Annotated in this window: 21 protein-coding genes and 1 tRNA gene; 13 read left to right on the top strand and 9 right to left on the bottom strand. The window is 63.6% G+C overall.

Annotated features, from left to right (window positions below; genetic code table 11):
• Window positions 1–41: 41 nt before the first annotated feature.
• Both J1M86_RS01330 and J1M86_RS01325 read right to left on the bottom strand, forming a co-directional pair.
• Entirely contained in the window at window positions 42–1,220 is a 1,179-nt protein-coding gene (locus J1M86_RS01330; protein ID WP_075839385.1) for an acyl-CoA desaturase, read from the bottom strand.
• A gap of 73 nt (window positions 1,221–1,293) precedes the next feature.
• Window positions 1,294–2,406, bottom strand: a complete 1,113-nt coding sequence (locus J1M86_RS01325) for a ferredoxin reductase (protein WP_206508530.1) — start codon at window positions 2,404–2,406, stop codon at window positions 1,294–1,296.
• Between the two features lie 224 nt (window positions 2,407–2,630).
• Between J1M86_RS01325 and J1M86_RS01320 the strand changes: the two genes are divergently transcribed.
• Window positions 2,631–3,257: a TetR family transcriptional regulator gene (locus J1M86_RS01320; RefSeq protein WP_075839415.1), complete on the top strand. Its 627-nt coding sequence runs from the start codon at window positions 2,631–2,633 to the stop codon at window positions 3,255–3,257.
• Window positions 3,258–3,267: 10 nt separating this feature from the next.
• A complete protein-coding gene (locus J1M86_RS01315) occupies window positions 3,268–4,095 on the top strand; it encodes an alpha/beta fold hydrolase (protein ID WP_075839386.1) in 828 nt (275 codons plus the stop codon).
• Here the strand turns inward: J1M86_RS01315 and J1M86_RS01310 are convergent.
• On the bottom strand, window positions 4,092–5,420 hold the full coding sequence (locus J1M86_RS01310) for an MFS transporter (RefSeq protein WP_206508528.1): 1,329 nt from the start codon (window positions 5,418–5,420) through the stop codon (window positions 4,092–4,094). The two genes, J1M86_RS01315 and J1M86_RS01310, sit on opposite strands and share 4 nt — an antisense overlap.
• Before the next feature lie 103 nt (window positions 5,421–5,523).
• On the opposite strand from J1M86_RS01310, the gene J1M86_RS01305 reads away from it, so the two are divergent.
• The 3 genes from J1M86_RS01305 to cmrA are packed head-to-tail and all read left to right on the top strand — an operon-like array spanning window position 5,524 to window position 8,912.
• Window positions 5,524–6,051 carry a PadR family transcriptional regulator gene (locus J1M86_RS01305; RefSeq protein WP_075839388.1) on the top strand — a complete coding sequence of 176 codons (528 nt, stop codon included), beginning with the start codon at window positions 5,524–5,526 and terminating at the stop codon, window positions 6,049–6,051.
• Window positions 6,048–8,084, top strand: a complete 2,037-nt coding sequence (locus J1M86_RS01300) for an NADPH-dependent 2,4-dienoyl-CoA reductase (protein WP_307786496.1) — start codon at window positions 6,048–6,050, stop codon at window positions 8,082–8,084. Before J1M86_RS01305 ends, J1M86_RS01300 begins: the two co-directional genes overlap by 4 nt.
• 24 nt (window positions 8,085–8,108) lie before the next feature.
• Complete coding sequence (gene cmrA, locus J1M86_RS01295; protein WP_075839389.1) at window positions 8,109–8,912, top strand: mycolate reductase; 804 nt, start codon at window positions 8,109–8,111, stop codon at window positions 8,910–8,912.
• Between the two features lie 49 nt (window positions 8,913–8,961).
• Here the strand turns inward: cmrA and J1M86_RS01290 are convergent, their stop codons facing one another.
• Entirely contained in the window at window positions 8,962–10,659 is a 1,698-nt protein-coding gene (locus J1M86_RS01290; protein ID WP_206508652.1) for a helicase HerA-like domain-containing protein, read from the bottom strand.
• A gap of 85 nt (window positions 10,660–10,744) precedes the next feature.
• Here J1M86_RS01290 and orn point away from each other — a divergent pair, with 85 nt between their 5' ends.
• From orn to J1M86_RS01275, 3 genes are all read left to right on the top strand, one after another.
• A complete protein-coding gene (gene orn, locus J1M86_RS01285; protein ID WP_075839390.1) occupies window positions 10,745–11,347 on the top strand; it encodes an oligoribonuclease in 603 nt (200 codons plus the stop codon).
• A gap of 88 nt (window positions 11,348–11,435) precedes the next feature.
• Window positions 11,436–11,511: transfer RNA gene (locus J1M86_RS01280), tRNA-His, on the top strand.
• Window positions 11,512–11,861: 350 nt separating this feature from the next.
• Entirely contained in the window at window positions 11,862–12,608 is a 747-nt protein-coding gene (locus J1M86_RS01275; protein WP_206508524.1) for a M23 family metallopeptidase, read from the top strand.
• Window positions 12,609–12,627: 19 nt separating this feature from the next.
• On the opposite strand, the gene J1M86_RS01270 is transcribed toward J1M86_RS01275, so the two are convergent.
• The 3 genes from J1M86_RS01270 to J1M86_RS01260 form a co-directional block, all read right to left on the bottom strand.
• The gene (locus J1M86_RS01270; protein WP_206508522.1) at window positions 12,628–13,821 is read right to left on the bottom strand and encodes an Ig-like domain-containing protein; all 1,194 of its coding nucleotides are present in this window, start codon (window positions 13,819–13,821) and stop codon (window positions 12,628–12,630) included.
• A 194-nt stretch (window positions 13,822–14,015) separates the two neighbouring features.
• Window positions 14,016–15,500, bottom strand: coding sequence for an NAD(P)/FAD-dependent oxidoreductase (locus J1M86_RS01265; RefSeq protein WP_206508520.1), 1,485 nt, complete (start codon window positions 15,498–15,500; stop codon window positions 14,016–14,018).
• Window positions 15,501–15,533: 33 nt separating this feature from the next.
• Window positions 15,534–16,400 carry an SDR family oxidoreductase gene (locus J1M86_RS01260; protein ID WP_206508518.1) on the bottom strand — a complete coding sequence of 289 codons (867 nt, stop codon included), beginning with the start codon at window positions 16,398–16,400 and terminating at the stop codon, window positions 15,534–15,536.
• 118 nt (window positions 16,401–16,518) lie between these two features.
• Here J1M86_RS01260 and J1M86_RS01255 point away from each other — a divergent pair, with 118 nt between their 5' ends.
• The gene (locus tag J1M86_RS01255; protein WP_269417543.1) at window positions 16,519–17,166 is read left to right on the top strand and encodes a TetR/AcrR family transcriptional regulator; all 648 of its coding nucleotides are present in this window, start codon (window positions 16,519–16,521) and stop codon (window positions 17,164–17,166) included.
• 52 nt (window positions 17,167–17,218) lie between these two features.
• On the opposite strand, the gene J1M86_RS01250 is transcribed toward J1M86_RS01255, so the two are convergent.
• On the bottom strand, window positions 17,219–18,403 hold the full coding sequence (locus tag J1M86_RS01250) for a SpoIIE family protein phosphatase (protein WP_206508514.1): 1,185 nt from the start codon (window positions 18,401–18,403) through the stop codon (window positions 17,219–17,221).
• The gene (locus tag J1M86_RS01245) at window positions 18,400–19,200 is read right to left on the bottom strand and encodes an alpha/beta fold hydrolase (protein WP_206508512.1); all 801 of its coding nucleotides are present in this window, start codon (window positions 19,198–19,200) and stop codon (window positions 18,400–18,402) included. The genes J1M86_RS01250 and J1M86_RS01245 overlap by 4 nt, the downstream gene beginning before the upstream one ends.
• Window positions 19,201–19,454: 254 nt before the next feature.
• Between J1M86_RS01245 and J1M86_RS01240 the strand changes: the two genes are divergently transcribed.
• The 4 genes from J1M86_RS01240 (at window position 19,455) to J1M86_RS01225 (ending at window position 24,894) form a co-directional block, all read left to right on the top strand.
• A complete protein-coding gene (locus J1M86_RS01240) occupies window positions 19,455–20,552 on the top strand; it encodes a ferredoxin reductase (RefSeq protein WP_206508510.1) in 1,098 nt (365 codons plus the stop codon).
• Window positions 20,553–20,580: 28 nt separating this feature from the next.
• Window positions 20,581–22,005 (top strand): acyl-CoA desaturase, encoded by a 1,425-nt coding sequence (locus tag J1M86_RS01235; protein WP_206508508.1) that lies wholly within the window; start codon window positions 20,581–20,583, stop codon window positions 22,003–22,005.
• Between the two features lie 301 nt (window positions 22,006–22,306).
• Window positions 22,307–24,544, top strand: coding sequence for a catalase/peroxidase HPI (katG, locus tag J1M86_RS01230; RefSeq protein ID WP_206508503.1), 2,238 nt, complete (start codon window positions 22,307–22,309; stop codon window positions 24,542–24,544).
• A 113-nt stretch (window positions 24,545–24,657) separates the two neighbouring features.
• Entirely contained in the window at window positions 24,658–24,894 is a 237-nt protein-coding gene (locus tag J1M86_RS01225; protein WP_206508498.1) for a hypothetical protein, read from the top strand.
• The last annotated feature ends 66 nt before the right edge of the window (window positions 24,895–24,960 follow it).

Here is a 24,960-nt window from a genome sequence, read left to right as displayed (position 1 = left end):
GATTCGGCGGCATCGACGCCCCTACCGGCTTTGGCGGTCATCTACGCAGCGACCTTCTTGCGCTCGACGATAACACCGACCGTGGAATCGGATCCGGTGAGCGAGTTCGGCAGGGCCAGCTTGAAGATCTTGCCCCACACCGATCCGATCTGCTGGAAGAATCCGCCCGTGTTGTAGGGCAGATCGTACTTCTCGCACAGCGCCTTGACCTCGGGGGCGATCTCCGGGTAGCGATGCGCCGGCAGGTCGGGGTACAGGTGGTGTTCGATCTGGTGCGAGAGGTTGCCGGACATGATGTGAAAGAGGGGCGAACCCTCGATGTTCGCGGACCCGAGCATCTGCCGCACGTACCACTCGCCGCGCGACTCGTCGGCTGTTTCCTCTTCGGTGAACGTCTGCACTCCGGTCGGGAAGTGACCGCAGAAGATGATCGAGTACGTCCACAGGTTGCGCATGAGGTTCGCTCCGACGTTGCCCACCAGCGTGGAGACGAAGAACGGCCCGGACAGTGCGGGGAAGATGAGGTAGTCCTTGAGCACCTGACGCCCGGCTTTGCGCCACATTCCCTGCAGCAGCGGCTTCACGTCGTGCCACTTGCGCTTGCCCTGGATGATGTTCTCCGATTCGAGATCGTGGAGCATGACGCCCCACTCGAAGAAGGTCATCAGCAGGAACGCGTAGACGGGGTTGCCCAGGTAGTAGGGGTTCCACTTCTGCCCCTCGTCCATCCGCAGAATTCCGTAGCCGATATCGCGGTCCTTGCCGACGATGTTGGTGAACGTGTGGTGCATGTAGTTGTGCGAATGCTTCCACTGATCGGCCGGGCACACCGTGTCCCACTCGAACACCTGTGAGTTGAAGCCGGGCTCACGCATCCAGTCGTACTGACCGTGCATGACGTTGTGCCCGATCTCCATGTTGTCGAGGATCTTCGACACTCCCAGTGCGCCGACGCCGGCCAGCCACACGGGCGGCAGGAACGGCATGTACATCATTGCGCGGCCGGCGATCTCGAATCCGCGCTGCGTCTTGACGATCTTGTAGATGTACTCGCGGTCCTCGTCACCGAGCTTTGCGACGATACGGGCGCGCAGTTCGTCGAGTTCACGGCCCAACTCCTGGACCTGCTCGTACGAAAGGACCGTGGGGGCCCGCTCCTCGGACTTGGCGCTGGTGCCGAAGAGGGGCAAAGAGACTGATGGAAAAGGTATTCCGAACATTGAAACACTCTCCGTTTCGGATCGATGTTGGCGTTTCTTCGGATGCGATCGGGTTGCGGCGATTCCGGGGACGTCAGATCTCGACGGTGACGTCGCCGACCGGAACCGAGACGCAGAGCTGAATCTTCTTGTCCGGCTCGCTGTCCGTCTCGCCGGTCTGCACGTTCTTGGTGCATCCGGAGGTCTTGACCGACGTGCAGGTGAAGCAGATTCCCATCCGGCACCCGTAGGCGGGCGTCAGACCGGCATCCTCGGCCTGCTCGAGCAGCGTGCGCCCCGAGTTGACCGCCACGACGTTGCTCTCGGTGAAGGACACGTCACCGTCGACGTCCTCGGAGATTTCCACCGTCGGTGGCGCGAACTCCTCCAGGTGCAGCCGTTCACCGAGACCGAGGTCCGCATAGAGGGTCTTGACGCCGCGCATCAGCCCCGGCGGCCCGCACAGGAACGTCTCCGCGTCCGCGTACCAGGGCGCGACGGCGTCGAGATGCTCGGTCCCGAAGAAGCCGTGCAGGTCACCGCCCTCTTTCTGCTCGGTATAGGCGAGAACGATCCGGACGTTGTCGTGCTCGGCCGCGATGTCGGCGAGCTCTTGCCGATACGAAACGTCGTTTTCGGTGTACGCGTAGTGGAGGAAGGTGAGGTCGCCGCTGTACCCCTCGTCCAGCAGCGACCTCAGCATCGACAGCACCGGGGTGATTCCGCTTCCGCCGCTGACGAGCAGAATGCGATCCGGCCTCGGGCTGGGCAGGTGAAAGGTGCCGTCGGCCTGCGAGAGGCTGACGACGAGTCCCGTATGCGCATGACGGTGCAGGTACTGCGACACGCGTCCTTCGGGATGAGCCTTGACGGTGAGCTCGATGCGTCCGTCGTTGCGGTATTGGGAGCATGCGGGCGAGTAGCAGCGAGTGTGACGGACACCGTCGATCACCACGCCTACCTGCACGAATTGGCCGGCTTGGAAACCTTGCCACTGATGAGTGGGCCGCAGTGTCAGCGTCACTGTGTCAGCGGTCGATCGGTGCACGGCGGTTACCTCGGCGCGCAGATCGCGAACGGTCGTCATCGGGTCGACGAGCTCGAGGTAGCGGTCCAGCTGATGCGGCGTCGCCATGGCTTCGATCAGCGATAGCAATGAGAATTTGCGAAAAACACCGCCCTGGCGCGGTTGCTGCTGGAGTGTCATATGCCCTCCCGAGTTCGGTCGAAATGACGAATCCGTTTCAGTGTACGTATGTGCACTAGAATGAGTGTGACAGATCGGCACCCAGAACTGTCAACGCCAATGTGACATGCGTGACATGCAAGAATATGTAGTGACTGACGTCACATTGAATGCGGCCGAACCTCGGAACCGGAGGTATGCAACCAGTGCACAGCAACAAAGTGGACAGCAATAAGCTCGACGGCGTGACGGAGACAGGCACGCGCGCCGAGCGCAAGGAGCGCACCAGGCAGGCGCTGATCGATGGCACCCTGGACCTGCTGCGCGACCGCTCGCTCGCCAGCGTCAGTCTGCGTGAGGTCACACGCTCGGCCGGCATCGTTCCCACTGCCTTCTACCGCCACTTCGCATCCATGGAAGACCTCGGCGTAGCGCTCGTCGAGGATTCGATGCGCATGCTGCGACAGATGCTGCGCGATGCACGCAAGGATCCGAGCGTCAAGAACGCCACCGAATCGCTGCGAATCCTGGTTCGGCAAGTGCGTAGCCACGAGGACCAGTTCCGCTTCTTGGCCCGTGAACGGTACGGCGGCGTCGCCGAGGTTCGTAAGGCCTTTGCCACCGAGCTGCGGATGTTCGTCAGCGAGTTGACCATCGACCTCTCACGCATGCCGGGGCTCGAGACCTGGGACATTGCCGATCTGGAAATGGCAGCCGACCTCATCGTGTCGACGATGCTGACCGCGACGGTCGGCTTGCTCGAGATCGACCGGCCAGGCAGCGAGAACGAACGCGAACTTCTCCGAAAGACCGAGCAGCAGGTGCGTCTGATCGTCCTCGGCATGGGAGCCTGGAGACCGAAACGCAACTGAAAGGGCGCGCATGCCGAGCACAACCACGATGACCGTCGACGACCTGACCTTCGATGTCTCGGTGGCAGGCCCGGCGGACGGGACACCGGTGCTGTTGCTGCACGGATTTCCGCAAACGTTCCTCTGCTGGGACGGAGTTGTCGCGCACCTGACCGAGGCAGGTCTGCGCACCATCGCCCCCAACCAGCGCGGGTACTCCCCCGGCGCCCGGCCGGTCGGCACCGCGGCCTACCGCTCGGCGTTGCTCGTGAAGGACGTGATCGGCCTGGTGAAGGGCTTCGGCCTGGAATCGGTCCATCTCGTCGGACACGATTGGGGCGCGGCCGTCGCCTGGCAGACGGCAGTGGAGTATCCCGAGTACGTACGTTCGCTCACCGCGGTTTCCGTGCCGCACACGGCGGCGTTCGGATGGGCCCTGCGCGAGGACGCCGATCAGCGAGAGCGCTCGACGTACATCAACCTGCTCCGGCAGGAGGGCAAGGCCGAGGAAGTCCTCCTCGAGAACGATGCCCAGCGCCTTCGCGCCATGTTCGGAAGCAACAGCCCCGACGATCGGTACGTCGCGCACTTGAGCGAGCCCGGCGCTCTGACCGCGGCCCTCGAGTGGTACCGAGCGATGACCAGTGAGTTCGGCCGACTGGGCCCAGTGAAGGTTCCGACCACGTATGTGTGGAGCAACGGCGATTCCGCCATCGGCCGCGCCGCGGCCGAACGTTGCGGCGAGTTCACCTCGGCCGAGTACTCCTTCGTCGAACTCGACGGCATCTCGCACTGGGTCCCGGAGGAAGCGCCCGCCCGCCTCGCGGCCGAAATCATCGCGCGCGTCCGCGCTGCCTAGCGGGCTTTCTCCGTCGCGGCCTTGTCCGGCGGCCGCACCGCGAGCAGTGCAGCGAGCCCTATCGAGAGGACGACGAGCAGGCCGCCGATACCGGCGCGGTCGGCGTCGAACATCCAGACGAAGAGACCGAACAGGGTTGGGGCGAGAAAGGACACCGCGCGCCCGGTCGTGGCGTACAGGCCGAAAAACTGCCCTTCCCGGCCCGGTGGGGCGAGCCGCGCGAGGTAGGAACGCGACGATGATTGAGCGGGACCGACGAACAGGCAGAGGATCAGACCGAATACCCAGAACAGGGTCGGCCCCGAGACGAACAGTAATACGATTCCCGCCGCGATCATCGAGGCGAGGGAGAACACGATCACCGCTTTCGGGCCGACGCGGTCGTCGATGCGCCCGGCCGTCACAGCTCCGACGCCCGCAACGACGTTCGCGGCAATGCCGAACAACAGCACGTCAGCGGCGCTGATCCCGTACACACTCACGGCCAGAATCGCGCCGAAGGTGAAGACGCCGTTCAATCCGTCGCGAAAGAGCGCACTCGCGCCGAGGAACCAGACGCTTCTGCGATCGGTGACCCAGAGCTGACGAAGGTCGCGAAAGAGCACCCGGTAGGACTCGACGAGGCCCGCCTTGGCCGCCCCGGAGTCGACGCCGGTGGCGGGCAGTTCGGGCACCGACAGCAGAACCGGGATGGCTGAGACCGCGAACCAGACGGCTGCGAGCAGCGCGACAAGCCGAATATTGAGACCGTCGTCGGTGGTCAAGCCGAGCAGACCGCGCGTGTCTCCATCTCCGGCGATGAAGCCGACGTAGCACAGGAGCAGCAGCACGATCCCGCCGAAATACCCCATCGACCAACCGAATCCGGATACCCGACCAATGTTGGTCGGCGTCGAGACCTGCCGGAGCATCGCGTTGTAAGGGATGCTCGCCAGTTCGAAGAGGATGGACCCGGCGGTGAGGAGGACCAGCCCCAGCCATAGATAGTGATAGTCGTCCTTGACGAAATAGAGACCGGCCATCGTCGCGATGGTCAATCCCGTCAGAAGAGCCAGCGAGCGCTTGCGCCTTCCCCTGGCGTCGAACCGCTGACCGGAGATCGGTGCCAGGACGGCGATGACGACACCGGCGAGACCGATCGCCCAGCTGAAGTACGACGTTGCCGAGATCGACCCTGGGAGGTCGTCGCCGACCGCGTCGGTGAGGTACACCGAGAACACGAAGGTCAGGATGACGGCGTTGAACGCTGCCGATCCCCAATCCCACATGGCCCACGCGAAGACCTGCTTTCGCGTGGTCGCGACACCCACCACGTCTGCGTTCATGAGGCGAAGCCTAGTGGGATTCGCTGGTGCGGCGCCTGGTCACTGTGCGACTCAACTATGCACCTGGTTGCATACACACCTCGTTGCAGTCATACTCTTCGGTGTGGCCCTGGAACACGCGTTGCTCGTCTCGTTGACCGAGCTGTCGGGCTCGGGTTATGAACTCGCGCAGCGCTTCGACAAATCCATCGGGTTCTTCTGGAGCGCCACGCACCAGCAGATCTACCGCGTCCTACGCAGAATGGAAGACGCCGGCTGGGTGGTCGGCGAGACCGTCCCGCAAGACGGCAGGCCCGATAAGAAGGTGTTCGTCGTCGCCCCGGCTGGCGAGGACGAACTCAATCGTTGGATCGCAGCGCCCACCGACCCCAGCGCTCTGCGCGAGGAACTCGCCGTCAAAATCCGCGGAGCCACCAGTGGCGACCTCCAGGCATTGAAAGCCGAGGTCCGCCGTCACCGCTCCGTCCACGAGGAGCGGCTCGAAATGTACCGACTCATCGAAAAACGTGACTTTCCTTCGCCCGGTGATCTCGACGGGCCCGCATTGCATCAGTATCTCGTCTTACGCGGTGGGATCCGCGTCGAGGAGGGGTACGCACAATGGTGCAACGAAGTATTGGAGAAGCTGTGACAGGTCCCACGAACTACCCAATTCTGTTGTCCCCTATCGACGTAGGTGCAACCACCCTCCGCAACCGTGTCATCATGGGGTCCATCCACACCGGTCTCGAGGATCGCGCGTGGAACACGGGCCGATTGGCGGCCTACTTCGCCGAACGTGCCCGCGGCGGTGTGGCACTGATCATCACCGGCGGCTACGCACCGAACCGTACCGGTTGGCTACTCCCCCTCGGCGCCAAATTGACCAACCGCATCGAGGCGCGCAGACATCGCAGGATCACCGAAGCCGTGCATCGAGAGGGCGGCAAGATCGCGCTCCAGATCTTGCACGCGGGTCGTTACTCGTATCAGCCCCTGAGTGTATCCGCGTCCTCGATCAAGGCCCCTATCAATCCCTTTCGGCCCCGTCGACTCACGTCCAGAGGGGTGCGCTGGCAGATCCGCAACTTCGTTCGCTGCGCTCGGCTCGCGCAGAGTGCGGGCTACGATGGCGTCGAAATCATGGGTGGCGAGGGATATTTCCTCAATCAGTTCCTTGCCGAACGCACCAACCGCCGGCGCGACGAGTGGGGTGGTTCCCCGGAGAACAGGCGTCGAATCGCCGTGGAGATCTCACGAAAGATCCGCGAGGCGGTCGGTGAGAATTTCCTGATCAGCTTCCGGCTGTCGATGGCAGACCTTGTCGACGGCGGACAGACGTGGGACGAGATCACAACTCTCGCACAGGAATTGGAACGCGTCGGCGTGGACATGATCAACACCGACATCGGCTGGCACGAGTCGCGGGTGCCGACGATCGTGACATCGGTGCCGCGGGCGGCGTTCGCCGACATCACCGGCAAGCTCGACAAACACCTCGACATTCCCGTCGCCGCGTCCAATCGCATCAACATGCCCGATGTCGCGGAGAACATCCTGGCGCGCGGCGATGCGCAGCTGATCTCGATGGCGCGCCCGATGCTGGCCGACCCGTTCTGGGTTCGCAAAGCCGAGGCCGACGCGGCAGCGCTGATCAACACCTGCATCGCGTGCAATCAAGCCTGCCTCGATCACGCGTTCGCGCACAAGACGGTGTCCTGCCTGGTCAACCCTCGGGCGGGCCGCGAGGTGGAACTCGAGCTGCTCCCGACGCGCCGCGCCAAGAAGGTCGCCGTCATCGGTGGCGGGCCCGCAGGACTATCGGCCGCGCTCGAATCTGCGCGACGCGGACACACGGTCAGCCTTTTCGAAGCACGCGCTGCACTGGGCGGGCAGTTCGGCATCGCTCGACGCATTCCGGGCAAGGAAGAATTCGCAGAGACCATTCGCTACTTCACCAACGCACTCGCCGAGGCCGACGTGACGGTTCGACTCGGCCACCGGGTCACCGCAGCGGAGTTGCTGGCGGCCGAGTTCGACGAGGTCGTCCTCGCAACCGGGGTGGTCCCGCGCATTCCTTCCATCCCCGGCATCGATCATCCATCGGTGCTCTCGTACGCCGAGCTCGTCGAAGAGGGAAAGCCCGTCGGCGATCGGGTTGCGGTGATCGGCGCAGGTGGCATCGGCGTCGACATCTCCGAGTACCTCACCACCGACTCCTCGCCCACCCTCGATCTGAAGGAATGGAAGCAGGAGTGGGGCGTTACCGAACTGGAGGCAGCCCCCGGGGCACTGACGACGCCGGTTCCGGCGCCCTCACCGCGCGAGGTCTACCTGCTGCAACGCAAGAAGGGCAGGATCGGCGCCGGGCTCGCCAAGACGACCGGTTGGGTGCACCGGGCCTCACTTGCAGCCAAGGGCGTACACCAGCTGACCGAGGTGAACTACGAGCGCATCGACGACGATGGTCTGCACATCACGTTCGGTGAAGATCACGAGCGTCCTCGGACGTTGGCCGTGGACACCATCGTTGTGTGCGCTGGTCAGGAGTCGGTACGTGATCTCGTGGACGAGTTGACGGCCTCCGGGACGATCACGCATGTCATCGGCGGTGCCGACGTCGCTGCTGAGCTCGACGCCAAACGCGCGATCGAGCAGGGCACCCGTCTCGCGGCGAAGATCTGATTCCATCCACTACCCTGGCTGACCGTGAGCCTGCCGAGTCCTGCACCCGAAGCCCGAGCCGTAGTCACCGGCGCATCCTCCGGAATCGGTGAGGCGTTGGCCACCGAGCTGGCGGCCCGAGGTCACTCGTTGATCATCGCCGCCCGTCGCGGCGAGCTACTGGAAACGTTGGCAACCAAACTACGAGCCGCGCACGGCGTGAGCGTCGAAATCCGCGTAGTGGATCTGTCGGACCGTGCGGCGCGTGAGCCGTTCGCCGCCGAACTTGCCGATCGCGAGATCAGCATCCTGTGCAACAACGCCGGGATTGCGACGTTCGGCCCGGTCGCGGGGCTCGACCCGGCGTACGAGCGCGCCCAGGTGGAGCTCAATGCCGTGGCAGTACACGATCTGACGCTCGCCGTCCTACCCGGAATGATCGCCCGAGGTAGCGGCGGCATCCTCATCACCGGATCTGCCGCAGGCAACATGGCGATCCCCAACAACGCCACCTATGCCGCGACGAAGGCGTTCGTCAACACGTTCTCCGAGTCACTGCGCCTCGAGCTGACCGACAGCGGCGTACACGTCACCCTGCTCGCGCCGGGGCCGGTGCGCACCGAAACTCCGGACCCCGCCGACGCGTCGATCGTGGACAAGCTGGTGCCGGACTTCCTGTGGATCGACAGTGCGTACACCGCGAAACTCTCGCTCGATTCGCTCGCGAAGAACAAGATGCGCGTCGTCCCCGGGCTGCTGAGCAAGGGGATGTCGGTCGCCGGGCAGTACAGCCCGAGGGCGATCTCCGCTCCTATCGTCGGCAGCTTCTACAAGAAGCTCGGCGGGTAGGCGCTTCGCGCATGTGAGTGGAAATACATAGTGGGACACGTATTTCCACTCACCTACGGCGGCGGCGGCCCGTCCCGAAAATGCTCCGCGAAATCTCTCGTCCCGCAGCGGAGGCCGCAGATCTCAGAAAACTCTCCACCGCTGGATTGGCCATGATCCGCTCCGCGGCCGATGGCCCCTCGGGCGGTAGCGGGGGGATATCGAACTTCTCTGCCTCGTTCGGCGCGGTCGCGAGTCGGGCCGTCAGTTTCTCGTAGGCAGACTCGCGATCGACAGTGATGCGGTACCGCGAGTCCAATGTGCTCGACGCGGCGGCCGCGAGAATCGCGCCTTCTCCGACGGTATCCATCAGCGATCGCGGGGGCCGAATTCTGGTCCAGGCCACTGGAGTCGGGGCACCGTTCTCGGCGAGGACAGTCACGATTGCTTCGCCTGTCCCCAGCGAGGTCAGTGCCTTCTTCAGGTCGTAGACATCGGTAGTGGGATACGTACGCACCGTTCTGTTCAGAGCTTGTTCGTCGTCGGGTGTGAAGGCGCGCAGCGCGTGCTGGATGCGCGCACCGAGCTGTGAGAGAACCTCCTTCGGCAAATCGGTCGGCAGCTGGGTGCAGAAGATCACGCCGACTCCCTTCGACCGGATGAGCTTGACGGTCTGCTCCACCTGTTCGAGGAACGCCTTGGACGCGTCGGCGAAGAGCAGATGCGCCTCATCGAAGACGAAGACGAGTTTGGGCTTGTCGACATCGCCCACCTCCGGCAGCGTCTGAAACAGATCGGCGAGAACCCACATCAGGAAGGTGGAGAACATCGCCGGACGCGCTGCCTGCGAACCAAGCTCGAACAGCGAGATGACGCCCCGCCCGGCGCCGTCGAGACGCAGAAGGTCTTCGGTCTCGAGCTCGGGCTCGCCGAAGAACGTGTCCCCGCCGTCGGCTTCGAGGTTGACCAGCGCTCGCAGAATGACACCCGCTGTCGCCGTGGACACTCCCCCGATGCCCTTCAGGTCTGCCTTGCCCTCGTCAGAGGTCAGGTGTGCGATGACGGCCCGCAGATCCTTCAGGTCCAGCAGTGCCAACCCGTTGCTGTCGGCCCAGTGAAACACCAGACCGAGCGTGGACTCCTGAGTCTTGTTCAGTCCCAGCACTTTGCTGAGCAAGATGGGACCGAACGCCGTGATGGTCGCCCGCACCGGTATCCCGATCCCATCTGTGCCCAATGAGAGGAACTCGACGGGGTATCCGGTAGGTTGCCAGTCCGTTTCGCCCGTGGCGGCGGCGCGGTCGCGGATCTTCTCGTTGTCGATGCCAGGTGCGGACAACCCGGACAGATCGCCCTTCACATCGGCCATGACGACTGGAACGCCTGCGGCCGAGAGCTGCTCCGCGATGCCCTGGAGCGTCTTGGTCTTGCCTGTTCCGGTGGCCCCCGCAACCAGTCCGTGTCGATTGAGCGTGGCGAGCGGGATGCGAATCCTGGCGCCAGGGTCGGCAGTGCCGTCGAATACGACCGAACCCAGTTCGAGGGCAGCACCGTCGAAGGCGTATCCCGCCGCGATTTCGCGAGCGATGCCTGTCGGCTCCGAGGCGGCGCCGTCGGGCCGCATCGATGATGCCGCGGTAGCGCGAGCGGCCTCGTTTTCGGCGGCTTCGGCGGCAGCAAGAGCTTCGGCGGCGACACGGGCGGCTTCGACGGCCGCGGCCCTGGCGACTTTTGCTTTCTCGGCCGAGGACTCCGGATCGAGTATCATCTTCTGCTGTTCCTCCCGTGGCTTCTGCCTTCGCATCGACACCGCAAACCTTAGCGGCGTACGCGGTCGGATTAGGGTGTGAGCTGTGCAGGACAAACTTGTGTGGATCGATTGCGAAATGACCGGCCTGGATTTGGCGAAGGACAAACTCATCGAGATTGCGGCGCTCGTCACCGACAGCGACCTGAATGTGCTCGGCGAGGGTGTCGACATCGTCATTCACGCTGATGACGAGGCGCTGGCGAACATGCCCGACGTGGTGAAGAAGATGCATCGCAAGTCGGGGCTGACCGAGGAGGTACGGGCCTCGACCGTAACCCTCGAGGAAGCGCAGCAGCGGACCCTTGCCTACATCCGCGAACATGTCCCCGTTGCGCGGACGGTCCCGCTGGCCGGCAATTCGATCGGCACCGATCGAAATTTCATCGCCCGGGACATGAGTGAGCTGGACACGTATCTGCACTACCGCATGATCGACGTGAGCTCGATCAAGGAGCTGGCGCGCCGTTGGTACCCGCGGGTGTACTTCGGTCAGCCACCGAAGGGTCTGGCGCATCGCGCGCTGGCAGACATCCAGGAATCGATCAAGGAACTTCAGTACTACCGCCAGACTGTCTTCGCGACTCCCCCGGGCCCGTCGACCAGCGACATCGCAGCCGTCGTCGAGGGTCTCGACACCCCTTCCTGAGGGCGATTCGCTACTGGCAATTCGAACCGCTAGTATTACCTCCGCTGCTGATGCGAAAGCCCGAGAGGGCGGAGCTGACGTAGTTATGGTGGGTGTAGTTCAGCTGGTAGAACACCAGGTTGTGATCCTGGGGGTCGCGGGTTCGAGTCCCGTCACTCACCCCACCTGAACAAGAAACCCGGTCTCCTCGCGGAGGCCGGGTTTTTTGCTGTGCGCCCGCGCCGTCCAGTCGAGTCGCCTCACCGCGAAAGAGCGCCCGCACTACCCCGTCGGCACCAGTGCCCGCACGGACGGCGAAGTCCCACAACGAATTACGATGATGTAATTCGCGAACCAGAGTTTCTTATGTGATTGATGTGACGTACGGTTACAAACGGCACTTTTGGGGAAGAAAAGTACCGATGTTGAAGCTGTGAACTCGCAGCGTCGATTCGACGCGCCCCGAAATGCGCCATCAGCAGTTCGAAGCCCCACGAGGGATACGCAAGTCGGGCAGAGACGAGGAGACATTTCAGTGGGTCGAAGAGTTCATAGGGTCATCGCGGGTTCGGTGTTGTCGGCTGCGTTATGCCTGGGCACGACGGGTCTGATCAATCCCGCCACTGCCGCGGCGCAGCCGACCATCGAACTCCCCGCAGCATCGTTCCCGATGCCCGACGCTGCGCAGCGCGCAGCGATCCTCGCTGCCGTCCTGGACGCGACGGGCGTGCTCATCAACGAGGTCGCAGCCGCAATCCTCGATTCGGAACTCGGGACGGCTCCCGATGCCGACACAACCGAGGCGGTACCCGAGATCGATCTCGCTCCCCCGGCCATCGGCCTGGGCGGATCCATCCTTCCGCTGCCACCGAAGACCTACCGGGTTTCATCGCACTACGGCAACCGCAACAGCCCGACCGGCAACGGCAACCAGTTCCACCAGGGCGTCGACTTCGCCGCCCCGTCGGGGACACCGGTCTACGCGGTCACCGGCGGTACCGTCGAACAGGCCGGAAATGCTGGCGACGGTTACGGCAACCTGGTCCGCGTCAAGAGCGGTAACACGGTCACCTACTACGCTCACCAGTCCACGCTCGCCGTCAACGTCGGTGACACCGTTCAAGCGGGCGATCAGCTAGGCACCGTTGGGAGCACCGGCAATTCCACCGGCCCACACCTGCACTTCGAAGTCAGGAACAACGGGTCCAGTGTCGAACCGCTCGCCTACCTGAAGACGCTCGGTATCGATCCCACCCGCTACCAGAGCCCTGAAGTCGACTGACCGAACGGTCCGGCCTCGCTCACATCGAGGTGGCGTTGCCGGCCTTCCACTCTTCCCAGGGCACGTTCCAGTCGCCGAGACCGTCCACTCCGGACAACGTGCCACCGAGGGTGTTCTTCACGACGACGATGTCGCCGCGCTTGGTGTTGTCGTAAACCCACTTGGCGTTCGAGGGACTGAGGTTGAGGCAACCGTGACTGACGTTGACCGAGCCCTGCTGGCCGACCGACCACGGCGCCGAGTGGAAGAAGATGCCGCTGTAGGACATCCGGGTGGCCCAGTCGACCGGCGTGCGATATCCCGACGAAGAGTTGACCGGCACGCCGTAGGTCGACGAATCCATCACCAGGTGCTCGAAACGATCACCGATGATGTAGACGCCGTTGTCGGTGGGTGTGCTGTTCTTGCCCATGGACGTCGGCATGGTCATGACGTCTTCACCGTTGACGTTGAAAGTGACCTGCTTGGTGTTGTCGTCGGCGGTGGCGACGACGGCGTCACCGATGGTGAACGAGGTGCTCGCGTTCTCCTGACCGAAGATTCCGCCGCCGAGGTCGCGGCCGTACACCTTCACGTCGACCTCGACCCGGGTGCCCGACGCCCAGTAGTTCTGCGGCCGCCAGCGAACCTCGCGGTTGTTGACCCAGTAGAACGCCCCTTCGACGGCCGGCGTGGTGGTCACCTCGATCGCGTTCTGGGCGGCAACCTTGTCGGTGATGTTCTCGTCGAACTGAACGGCAACGGGTTGACCGACACCGACGACTGCACCGTCGAAAGGCATCACGTACGGCTTGGTGAAGTTGCCCGGCTGGCTCGTGGTGAAGGAGCTGACGGTAGTGGTGGAACCGCCGAGTCCGTAGGCGTCCGCCTGAATCCGATATTGCCGGTCGTAGCCGAGCGGCTCGGTGTTGCTCCACGTCAAGCCGTCGGGCGAAATGGCCCCGGAGACCGGTTCGCCCTCCGGGTTGAGCATGGTGACCCGCGCGAGTTTGCCGTCGGCCACGTTCACGGTGACAGGGTCTGCCGGCGAGAACCCGACGGCGCCGTCGGCGACGGAGGATGTCAGCTTGGGCTTGAGCAGTTCGGCAATCGGGTTCGAGTCGATAGGGGCCACGTCGGCCGTGCTTTCGATGTCGGTTCCACAGCCGGACAACACGACTGTCGCTGCCAACGTGACCACCGCGGTCAGTACGACCCCGCGCGAGATACCCATGAACACTCCACTCCCGAAACTACCGATTTTCTTGCGCCGACTCGAGCGGACACGTGAGGCAGATGATGCCAGGCCTGGCCGCAACCAACCAACCGCACAGGCTGTTCTTCGAGTAACGTTCGAGTACCAATCGTCCGGTCCCCGGTTGGTGTTACGTCACAGTCGGTTCGGTGACGTCTCGGCTACGGCATTCGTCAGCGCAGGCTCATGTTCTCGTCGACGAGTTTGCCGAATCGGAGCGCCGGGAGATCCCGGAAGTAGTTCATCCGAAGCTTCCAGGGCGCCTTCGAGCCCTGCTTGGGGAACGAGTCGACTGCGCGGAGGACATACCCGGCAGCGAAATCGAGGAACGGTTCCTCCTCGATCGACGGATCCCGTTCGAGCCGCACCTCGCGGTAGCCGTTCTTGTCCATGTACTCGAGCAGACGCGCGATGTAGTCGGACACCAGATCGGCCTTGAGTGTCCACGAAGCATTGGTGTAGCCGACGACGAACGCGAAGTTCGGAACGTCGGTGAGCATCATGCCCTTGTAGGCCATCGTCTCGGTGAGGTCGACGGCTCGCCCGTCCACTGTGAGGGTGACGTGACCGAATGCCACCAGGTTCAGTCCGGTGGCCGTGACAACTATGTCCGCATCGAGGTGCTTGCCGGATTTCAGCGCGATCCCGGTGTCGGTGAAGTGGTCGATGTGGTCGGTGACGAGTTCGACCTGGTCCTTGCGGATCGCCCGGAACAGATCGTTGTCCGGAACCAGGCACAGTCGCTGGTCCCACGGGTTGTAGTTCGGTGTGAAGTGAGTGTCGAGGTCGTAGCCCTTCGGTAACCAGCCCTCTTGCAGTGCGCGAATGCGCTTCTTCATGAACTCTGGATAGCGCTGGCACAGGACGTACATGCCGATCGCCGTCACTGCATTCTTCATACGGGTGACCGAGTACGCGGCGCGCGAGGGCAGAACTTTCCGCAGCCCCAGTGCGATGGGATCCTTCGCCGGCAGAGACATGATGTAGCTCGGCGAGCGCTGAAGGAGAGTCACGTGCGCGGCGTCGGCCGCCAAATTCGGTGCGAGGGTGATGGCCGTGGCGCCGCTGCCGATCACGACGATCCTCTTGCCTGCGAAGTCGAGGTCCTCCGGCCACTGCTGCGGATGCACGACGGTTCCGCCGAAGTTCTCGATACCGGCGAACTCCGGTGTGTATCCCTTGTCGTAGTCGTAGTAGCCGCTGCAGCACATCAGAAACGAGGCGACGAAAGTCGCTGTTTCACCGGTGTCGGATCGGATGGCGCGGACCGTCCACTGCGAGGTGGCCGAGGACCATTCGGCGGTGACTACCTTGTGGTGAAACCGAATGTGCGCGTCGATCCCATCCTCACGGGCGGTGTCCTCGATGTATTCGCGTATCGACGCGCCGTCGGCGATCGACTTGTCACCGACCCAGGGCCGGAAGTTGTAGCCGAGGGTGTACATGTCGGAGTCGGAACGAATTCCGGGGTAGCGGAACAGATCCCACGTCCCGCCGATCGCCGCGCGGCTTTCGAGTATCGCGTAGGTCTTGTCCGGGAGTGTCGATTGCAGGTGGTGTGCGGCGCCGATACCGGACAGTCCCGCGCCGACGATGAGGTAGTCGACCGTCTCGACACCGGTCTGGTTCGAGGCTTCCGAGGTGGATGTTGTTGTCATCGACAGGAGCGTCTTTCGTGTGGGCGGGTGGATTTACAGTGCGGTATTGCGTTTGCTCGTCGACCTGCCCAGTTCGGCCACCTCGGCGTCCATCTTCGGGAGCAGCCGCGGAACATGCTCGAGCAGTGCACGATCGCCGATGGCAGAGTTGAGGATTCCGCGGAAGAACTCGGCGACGGCGACCCATCTCGGCACGTAGACCTTGCGCTTGCGCTTGTCGAGTCCCTCGACGAATGCGTTCACGCACTTGTCCACCGAGGTGGTCGCCCCGAGCGGTCCGGGCATCACCGCGAGCATCTCGCTGAAGGAAGCCAGGTCGCTCTTCGCGTCCCGCACGAGCGGAGTGTCGATCCATGCCATGTGGGCCGAGCCGACACCGACGCCCTGGTACGTGACCTCCTGACGGAGGGCGTTGGCGAAGTGTTCGACGCCCGCTTTGCTTGCGTTGTAGGAGGCCAGCCCCGGGCATGCTGCGAACGCCGCAAGCGATGACACGACCAGGACGTACCCCTTGCGCTCGATCAGGCTGGGTAGCGTCGCGCGGACGGTGTGGAAGACCCCGAGGATATTGATATCGAGGACCCGCGCGAAGGTGGCCGGATCGACTTGCATGACCGAGCCGTAGCTGGAGATGCCGGCATTGGCGAGTACCAGGTCGATCCCACCGAACGCGTCGATCCCCTGTTTGACCGCGCGGTTCATCGCATCCAGATCACGGACGTCGGCGACGACGGTCACCGCGACTGCGCCGAGTTCGATCTGCAGTTCTTGCAGCGGGACCGCATCGACGTCGGTGAGTACGAGCCGGCATCCGCGCGCTGCCAGCGCGCGGGCGGTTTCGGCGCCGATCCCCCGCGCCGCACCGGTGATGAACACAACTTTGTTCGACAGCGTCGACATCGCGCGTGGCCTCCAGTTTCCGTTCCCCCCTGATCGGGAACTGTTACGTGTCACTTTCCAGTCGGCGGGCCCCGGTGTCAAGGACGGTTCGAAATCGAATCAATGCCAAGATCGTCGGGTGAGTATCGACGAACCCGACGGGCGGCCGTACCGGGGATCACCGCCCGGTCGACGACGCGAGGAACGACGGGAGAAAATTCTCGACGCCGCAGTCGAGATATTCGGCACCAGCGGCTATCGAACCGCATCGATCGATCGGATCTGCGGGGCGGCCGGAGTGACCAAACGATACTTCTACGAATCTTTCTCCGACAGTGAGGATTTGCTGAAGGCTGTCTATACGCGGGCGGCGGCAACGCTGCTCGACGGCATCCGTGCGCCCTTACCGGTGCCACCGGGTACGGAGATGACTGCGGAGGAGGTTCTCCAGCAGGCGCTGTCGAACTTCTTCGGCACCATCGCCGAGGATCCCCGATCGGCACGAATCGTGCTGCTCGAAGTCCTGGGCGTCTCGGCCGAGGTCGATGCCCTCTACCGGCAGACCACCTCGGTGTTTGTCGACGCGGTCCTTACCGTCGCCGAGTCCGCCGGAAAAGCCAACGGCCTGGCCGGGCCGAATCGGCGCACGCTCGCGGTGGGTCTGGTCGGGGCTGTGCTGATGATGACTCAGCAGTGGTTGCTCGATCCGACATCCGAGCCGTTGGATAGCACCATCGCCGGCGCGCACACCATCCTCGGCGCGGTGGCTTTCGGGCGGATCGAGTAGCTGACCTCCGCTATTTCTCCTGGTAAAGCTGTTCGGCGTAGGAGGGATGCGTTCAAAGACTCCCGTGCGGCGGGATTCCCAGTGCCATGATCGCCGCGTCGTCCTCGAGCCCGCTGCCGAAGCTCTCCATCAGCTCGCGGAGCGCGCCGACGATCCCCGACGCGGTAGTCGGTGCGTGCTTGGTCGCGAATTCGAGCAGCGCGCCTTCGTTGTCGTATCGGTGACTCCCGGTCCCGGTTCGCGCTTCGGTCAACCCGTCGGTGTACAGCACGAATGTGTCGCCGACGCTCAAGCGCACCCGCGCCGAGACGAAGCGTGCATCCGGCAGAATTCCGACCAACTGACCTCCTGGAGTTCCCACATACTCGGCGGTCCCGTCCGCACGCAACACCAGCGCCGGCGGGTGACCCCCACTGGCCAATTCCACATCGGCACCGCCTTCGCGGCACGTCAGAGTGCCGAACACGACTGTGCAGAAGCGAGATGCCTCGGCTCCGAATTCTCGAACGAGCACCGAGTTGAGGTTGCGCAGAATCGCCACGGGATCGCGCTCGTACACTGCTGCTGCGCGGAGGGTGTATCGGGTCGAGGACGTGACGACGGCTGCATCGGCGCCCTTCCCGCACACGTCGCCCAGGAAGAATCCCCACCGTTGATCCGTCAGCGGGAAGAAGTCGTAGAAATCTCCGCCGACATCGAAGTTCGAAGCGAAGTGGTAGTACGCGTCGACTTCGATGCCCGGCGGTGGGGTCAGCGACGGTGGTAGCAGCGATCGCTGCAGGGTGGTGGCCAACACCTGTACGCGTTCGCGTTCGAGTTCGGCGCGCCGCCGTTCCTCAATCAGTTCACGCTCGTACGCGCGCCTGTCCCGCGCGTCGAGAGCGGTGATGCGAATCAGCGCCGGCGCCCCGTCCTTGCCCATTCGCACATTTGCTGTGATGAACACCGGGAGCTTCTCTCCGTGCGAGTTCACGAGATCAACGGCCGCACTGTCGATCTTGCCGTGTGTGAGCAACAGAGGTAAGAAATGCGTCTCGTAGTGAATCCGGCCCCCGGCGGTCAGGAGGTCGACGAAGCGACGGCCAAGAATGTGCCGGCGTTCGAATTGCAGCCAATTGAGCAGAGTTGCATTGACTTTCGCGATCGTCCCGTCAGGCCACGTCGACAGATACCCGCACGGAGCGAACTCGTACAGGTCCTCTGCGGAGTCCTGCAGCAGCGGATCGATGTCACTCATGAAGCGTCGACAAAGGCCAACACGGCGGCCGCCGTGACTTCGGGGTCGCTCAAGTGCGGGCAGTGACCGCTCGTGTCCAAGGTGACGAGCTCACTCCCGGCGATGGCGTCGTGGACGTATTTGCCTACCCCGCGGGGAGCGAGCGAATCGTTCGCGCATTCGATGACGAGCGTCGGCACGGTGACCCGCGCGAGGTCCGAGCGGTTGTCGGACAGAAACGTTGCGCGCGCGAAGGCTCGGGCGCACGCCGGGTCGGTTCTGCAGAAACTCGCGGTCAGCTCCTCGCCCAGCTCGGGTCGCTCGGGATTGTCCATGATGACCGGGGCCATGGCGGCAGACCAGCCGAGGTAGTTGCTGTCCAGCGATTCCAGCAGTTCGTCTATGTCTTCGCGGCTGAAACCGCCGCGGTAGTCGGTGTCGTCGAGGTACCGGGGCGATGGGGTCAACAGAACGAGCTTGCTGAACAGATCGGGCTGATCGGCGACCGCCAGTACACCGATCATCGCCGCTACCGAGTGGCCGACGAAGACCGCGCCATGCAACCCGAGTTCCTGCGCGATGGTCACGACATCAGCGGCATAGGCCTCGAGTGTGGAGTATTTCTCCTCGTCCCACTCGCTTCTGTCCGAGGCGCCCGCTCCGACATGGTCGAACAGGACGACGCGACAGGTGGGCCCAAGCAGATGGGTCACCCCGCGCCACAGGTGCTGATCGCATCCGAATCCGTGCGCGAGCATGACCGTCGGCCCGTTTTCGGCGCCCACGACTCTCACGTTGTTCTTGACTCGCACATCCACGCAATCAGTCTCTCACTCCCGTCCTGGTCGAGCGGACGGCGAGCCCTGGCCTTGTTCTCGGCATTTTCCATGTTTGGTACTGCAGGTGCCGAGGAACACTCATCCAGGGGCCTGGCGTGCTCATGTTCAGACGTGCCCGCTCGACGGATCTGCCACACTCCAAAACCCTTGCACATCATAGTGTTCGGAATACTTTCTCGAGTTTTCTCGCTGATTCCCGCACCCCGGCACTCGGTGCCGGTTAGGTTGCATATGTGGCAGAGCGCGGGGCAAAACCCCAGGTATCACTGGTTCGCAGGTCGTTCCTGCGCGCAATCAGGTTGTTGTTCAATCCGCTGCGCCCGGACGACTACCTGGCGCTGATCAATCCACTGTGGACGACCCGCGAGCTACGTGGGCAAGTCGAGAAGATCGTTCCCGAGGGATCCGAGGCCGTCTCGGTCTTCATCAGGCCGGGCTTCGAGTGGGCGGGCCATATCCCGGGACAGTACGTGCGATTGGGTGTGTTGATCGACGGGCGTTACCACTGGCGCGCCTACTCGCTGACCTCCGATCCCGATCCGGTGGACGGCCTGGTCAGTGTCAGCCCCAAGCTCGTGCCGGACGGCAAGGTCTCGCCCTATCTCGTCGGGAGGATCAGGAAGGGTGACGTCGTCCGTCTCGGCGAGGTCGAGGGCACCTTCACGCTGCCGAAACCGATTCCGGACAAGATGGTCTTCATCAGCGCAGGTAGCGGAATCACCCCGATCATTTCGATGCTGCGCAGCCTCGATCATCACGATCAGATGACCGATGTCGTCGTCGTCCACTCGGTACACACACGCGAGCAGTTGATGTTCGCGCAAACGCTCGAGAGACTCGAGTCCAAGCACCCCGGATTGCGGGTCGAACTGCGCATCACCAGCGACGAGGGCCGCATGAAGGCCTCGGAACTCGACGAGTTGGTACCGGATTGGCGGGAGCGAGAAGCATTCTGCTCCGGGCCGGGCGAGCACCTCGAAGACCTGAAGTCCTACTGGAAAGAGCAGGGAGACTTCGATCGGTTCCATCACGAGAGTTTCCAGCCGGTCATCGGTGGGGATCACGGCGACGGCGAGGGCGGAACCATCCGGTTCGTCAACAGCGAGAAGGACGTCGAGTGCGACGGCGGCACCACCATCCTTGCCGCAGGCGAGGAAGCAGGCCTCGATCTCACGTACGGCTGCAGAATCGGCATCTGCCACACATGCGTCGGCACGCTGAAAACGGGGCGTTTGCGGGACCTGCGAAACGGGGAAGTCTCTGAACCGACCGGGCAAGCGGTGCGCATCTGCGTCAACACCGCAGAGGGCGACATAGAGATCGAACTGTGACTCGGTCGCACTTGGAAAGGAATATCGAATGACCATAGACGGCACCACCAGGGCAGATCCCGCCAACCCGCTCGCGCACTTGAGCGACGAGACCATCGCCGAGCTCGCCAAAGAGTTCGATGCCATCCACGATGAGGTGTACGCGAGCCTGGGCGAGAAGGACCGCAACTACATCACTTCGGTGATCGCAGCGCAGCGTCAGCTCCTCGCCGCCAGCAGAGTTCTGCTACTCGGTTCCACCAGCAAGCCCGCCTGGGTGGCTGGTACCGCGTGCCTCGGCATCGCCAAGATTCTCGAGAACATGGAGATCGGGCACAACGTCATGCACGGGCAGTGGGATTGGATGAACGATCCTGAAATCCACTCGTCCGTATGGGACTGGGACACGGCCTCGACCGCACAGTCCTGGAAGCACTCGCACAACTACGTGCATCACACGTACACCAACATCCGCGGCAAGGACAAAGATCTCGGCTACGAGATCATGCGCATCGATCCGCGCCAAAAGTGGCATCCGATATATCTGGCGCAGCCCTTCTACAACGTGCTCCTGATGGCGTTCTTCGAATGGGGTGTCGCGCTGCACGACCTCGACATCGAGGCCATCCGGCGCCGCGAGAAGCCGCTCAAGGATTTGGCCCGCGATCTCAAGGGCATCGCCGGCAAGGCACGTCGACAGTTCGTCAAGGACTACGTCGGCTGGCCGGTCGTCAGCGCCGGCGCGTTCGCGCTGGCACAGCTCGGAAGTGGTGGCCGCCTTCGCGAGAGCAAGAAGTCGCGGATCGCCTCGCGCCTGCGTCGGTCGGGCCGCTTCGGCAATACCAGTCGAATCGAAGGCCTGCTCGATCGTCGGTTCAGCGGCGTCGAAAGCACCTTCCTGTCGACGTTGACTGCCAACTTCACCGCGAACATCATCCGCAACGTGTGGTCTCACGGCATCATCTTCTGCGGACATTTTCCCGATCAGGCGTACACCTTCAGCCAGGAGGAGGTCGAGAACGAGACCCGCGGAGGCTGGTACGTCCGCCAGCTCGTCGGCGCCGCCAACATCGACGGCGGCCCCTTCTTCCACCTTATGAGCGGCAATCTCAGCTACCAGGTGGAGCACCACCTCTACCCCGACATGCCCAGCACTCGGTACTCGGAGGTCGCCCCCAAGGTCAAGGACATCTGCGAGCGCTACCAACTGCCCTACAACTCGGGGCCGTTGATGCAGCAGTGGGGCATGGTCCACCGCACCATCGCGCGACTCGCGCTGCCAGGCGGCAAGGCCCGGCCCAAGCCCGGCCCCTACCGGCCGGAAGAAGCATGGCGTCGCAAGTTCAACGAGACGCCCGCGGAAAGCGAGGCCGCGAGGTCGCGTAGCCGAGTTCCGGCCGGCCATCCGGCAGCCGGTCCGGAGCACAACTCGGGCGGCGTCGACGTCGCTCCCCCACCCCGCGGCGACGACTGACACGCCGCCGACTGTCGTGTGTCCGTAGCGCGAAAACTTTTTTTGGAATAATTCCAGAAAAGGCTCGCGCGAAGCGCTGAACGTGTTTATCGTGGGGAACATGAGTCAGGCAACGGCCACGGCGCGAGGCGGGTTCGTCTCGCCCGCGCAAGCGCGAGGCGAACACCCACCTCACACTTGCGCGAGGCCTTTCCCTTGCAGTACATCGGCTTTCATCGCCGGTGTCGATTGCGCCGACTCATTCGATACCTGATCACGTTCGTGATCACTTCGCCGGACATCGCAATTGGAAAGGAACACTGTGACCTCCGACAGCCGCCCGCCCACCCCTGCCACCGAGACCGACAGCACCAGCGAGAGCGAAAACCCGGTCATCGAGTCGCCGAAGCCCAAACGGCACGCTCCTATGACGAACAAGGACTGGTGGCCGGAACAGATCGACCTGTCGATCCTCCACGCGCACTCCTCGAAGTCCAACCCGCTCGGCGCGGACTTCGACTACGCGGCCGCGCTCGAGGGGCTCGACGTCGACGCACTCAAGGCCGACCTGGTCTCGCTGATGACACAGTCGCGTGACTGGTGGCCCGCCGACTACGGGCACTACGGCGGTCTCTTCATTCGCATGAGTTGGCACGCGGCCGGGACCTACCGTGTATTCGACGGCCGCGGCGGCGGAGGTCAGGGCGCGCAGCGTTTCGCCCCGCTCAACAGCTGGCCCGACAACGCCAACCTCGACAAGGCTCGTCGGTTGCTGTGGCCGGTCAAGCAGAAGTACGGCACCAAGATCTCCTGGGCAGACCTGTTGGTCCTTGCCGGCAACGTCGCGCTCGAATCCATGGGATTCAAGACGTTCGGCTTCGGATTCGGTCGCGCCGACGTGTGGGAGCCCGAGGAAACGTTCTGGGGCCCGGAGGACGCGTGGCTGGGCACCGACAAGCGCTACTCCGGTGAGCGCGAGCTGGCCAAGCCGCTCGGCGCCACCACGATGGGCCTGATCTACGTCAACCCCGAAGGACCGGAGGGCGAGCCCGATCCCGTCGCGGCTGCGCACGACATCCGCGAGACGTTCGCTCGGATGGCGATGAACGACGAGGAGACGGCCGCACTGATCGTCGGCGGTCACAGCTTCGGCAAGACCCACGGTGCAGGTCCCGCGGACAAGATCGGCCCCGAGCCCGAAGGTGCCCCCATCGAGCAGCAGGGCTTCGGCTGGAAGAACGGGCACGGCAAGGGCAAGGCCGAGGACACCGTCACCAGTGGTCTCGAGGTCGTCTGGACGTCCACACCCACCCAGTGGGGCAACGGCTACCTCCAGAACCTGTACGGCTACGAATGGGAGCTCACCAAGAGTCCCGCTGGCGCATGGCAATTCACTGCCAAGGATGGCGCCGGTGCGGGAACGATCCCCGATCCGTTCGGAGGCCCCGGACGCGCGCCGACGATGTTGGTCACCGACATCTCCCTGCGTGAGGACCCGGCCTACGCCAAGATCACCCGGCGCTGGCTCGATCACCCGGAGGAGCTGGCAGAGGCTTTTGCGAAGGCCTGGTACAAGCTGCTGCATCGCGATATGGGACCGGTCTCCCGCTTCAAGGGTCCGTGGGTTCCCGAGGCACAGCTGTGGCAGGACCCTGTTCCGGCCGTCGACCATGATCTGATCGACGACCAGGACATCAGCTCGCTCAAGAAGGCTGTTCTCGAGTCCGAGTTGTCGACCACCCAACTGATCAACACCGCGTGGGCATCGGCGAGCAGCTACCGGAGCACCGATATGCGCGGCGGCGCGAACGGCGCTCGGGTTCGCCTCGAACCGCAGAAGAACTGGGAGGCGAACGAGCCCGCCGAGCTGGCGAAGACACTCCCGGTGCTCGAACGGATCCAGGCAGAGTTCAACGACAAGGCCTCGGGTTCGAAGAAGGTGTCACTGGCCGACCTGATCGTGCTCGCAGGTTCTGCAGCCGTCGAGAAGGCAGCCGCGGATGCAGGCAATTCTGTGACGGTTCCGTTCACCCCGGGCCGCACGGACGCCTCACAGGAGAACACCGATGTCGAGTCGTTCTCGTGGCTCGAACCGCGTGCCGACGGATTCCGCAACTTCATCCCGACCGATGAGGATTCCGACACCCCACTCGAGGTGCTGTTTCTCGATCGGGCCTACATGCTGGGGCTGACGGCACCGGAGTCCACCGTTCTGGTCGGCGGTTTCCGTGCACTGGGCGCGAACCACGGTGGAAGCAAGCACGGGGTGTTCACCGATCGCCCCGGAGTGTTGACCAACGACTTCTTCGTCAACCTGCTCGACTTCGAGAACGAGTGGGCACCATCGGAGTCGGACAAGCACATTTACCAGGCAACGAGCCGCAAGACGGGCGAGCCGACGTGGACTGCAACGTCCACCGATCTCACCTTCGGATCGCACTCGCAGCTACGCGCACTCTCCGAGGTGTACGCACAGTCCGACGCCCAGCAGCGCTTCGTCGACGATTTCGTCGCCGCATGGGTCAAGGTCATGGACAACGACCGCTTCGACCTGAAGTGAGCTGAACCGATCGACGCCAACGCCCCGCACATCCGAAACGGATGTGCGGGGCGTTCGCATTCGGTGAACGGTTGAGCGGTGTCAGGTGGTGGACAAGGTGCCCGTGCCCCCCGATGGACCGATCGATCTTGCTGCCCGCAGTCGCCACAGCAGATGTGGTCGAAGCCATCGTGTCTGCGCTGAGCACCACCGCGCGTGGCCCCTTCAATCTGGCCGCGCCGACAGCCTTGCACTACAAGGACTTCGAGAAGACACTGGGAGCTCATTCTTTGCACGTCCCTTGGGGTGTCATGCACGCGGCCGCTGCCCAGTCATTCGCCGCGCGCGTGCAATCCGTCGATCCGGGCTAGACAGATCTCGCCACAGTTACCGTGAGCGGTCCGGGAAGCGACTGCCATACCGGGCGCCTTGCCACC

The sequence above is a fragment of the Rhodococcus sp. KRD197 genome (genome assembly GCF_017168235.1).
In the GTDB taxonomy this organism is placed as follows: Bacteria; Actinomycetota; Actinomycetes; order Mycobacteriales; family Mycobacteriaceae; genus Rhodococcoides.
This window is presented reverse-complemented; position numbering and strand designations above follow the sequence as displayed.

What these genes read in the sequence shown, in the direction of transcription:
- J1M86_RS01330 (WP_075839385.1), bottom strand. Translation starts at nt 1,220, where the DNA reads ATGTTCGGAATACCTTTTCCATCAGTCTCTTTGCCCCTCTTCGGCACC.
- J1M86_RS01325 (WP_206508530.1), bottom strand. Translation starts at nt 2,406, where the DNA reads ATGACACTCCAGCAGCAACCGCGCCAGGGCGGTGTTTTTCGCAAATTC.
- J1M86_RS01315 (WP_075839386.1), top strand. Translation starts at nt 3,268, where the DNA reads ATGCCGAGCACAACCACGATGACCGTCGACGACCTGACCTTCGATGTC.
- J1M86_RS01310 (WP_206508528.1), bottom strand. Translation starts at nt 5,420, where the DNA reads ATGAACGCAGACGTGGTGGGTGTCGCGACCACGCGAAAGCAGGTCTTC.
- J1M86_RS01290 (WP_206508652.1), bottom strand. Translation starts at nt 10,659, where the DNA reads ATGATACTCGATCCGGAGTCCTCGGCCGAGAAAGCAAAAGTCGCCAGG.
- J1M86_RS01270 (WP_206508522.1), bottom strand. Translation starts at nt 13,821, where the DNA reads ATGGGTATCTCGCGCGGGGTCGTACTGACCGCGGTGGTCACGTTGGCA.
- J1M86_RS01265 (WP_206508520.1), bottom strand. Translation starts at nt 15,500, where the DNA reads ATGACAACAACATCCACCTCGGAAGCCTCGAACCAGACCGGTGTCGAG.
- J1M86_RS01260 (WP_206508518.1), bottom strand. Translation starts at nt 16,400, where the DNA reads ATGTCGACGCTGTCGAACAAAGTTGTGTTCATCACCGGTGCGGCGCGG.
- J1M86_RS01250 (WP_206508514.1), bottom strand. Translation starts at nt 18,403, where the DNA reads ATGAGTGACATCGATCCGCTGCTGCAGGACTCCGCAGAGGACCTGTAC.
- J1M86_RS01235 (WP_206508508.1), top strand. Translation starts at nt 20,581, where the DNA reads ATGACCATAGACGGCACCACCAGGGCAGATCCCGCCAACCCGCTCGCG.
- J1M86_RS01225 (WP_206508498.1), top strand. Translation starts at nt 24,658, where the DNA reads ATGGACCGATCGATCTTGCTGCCCGCAGTCGCCACAGCAGATGTGGTC.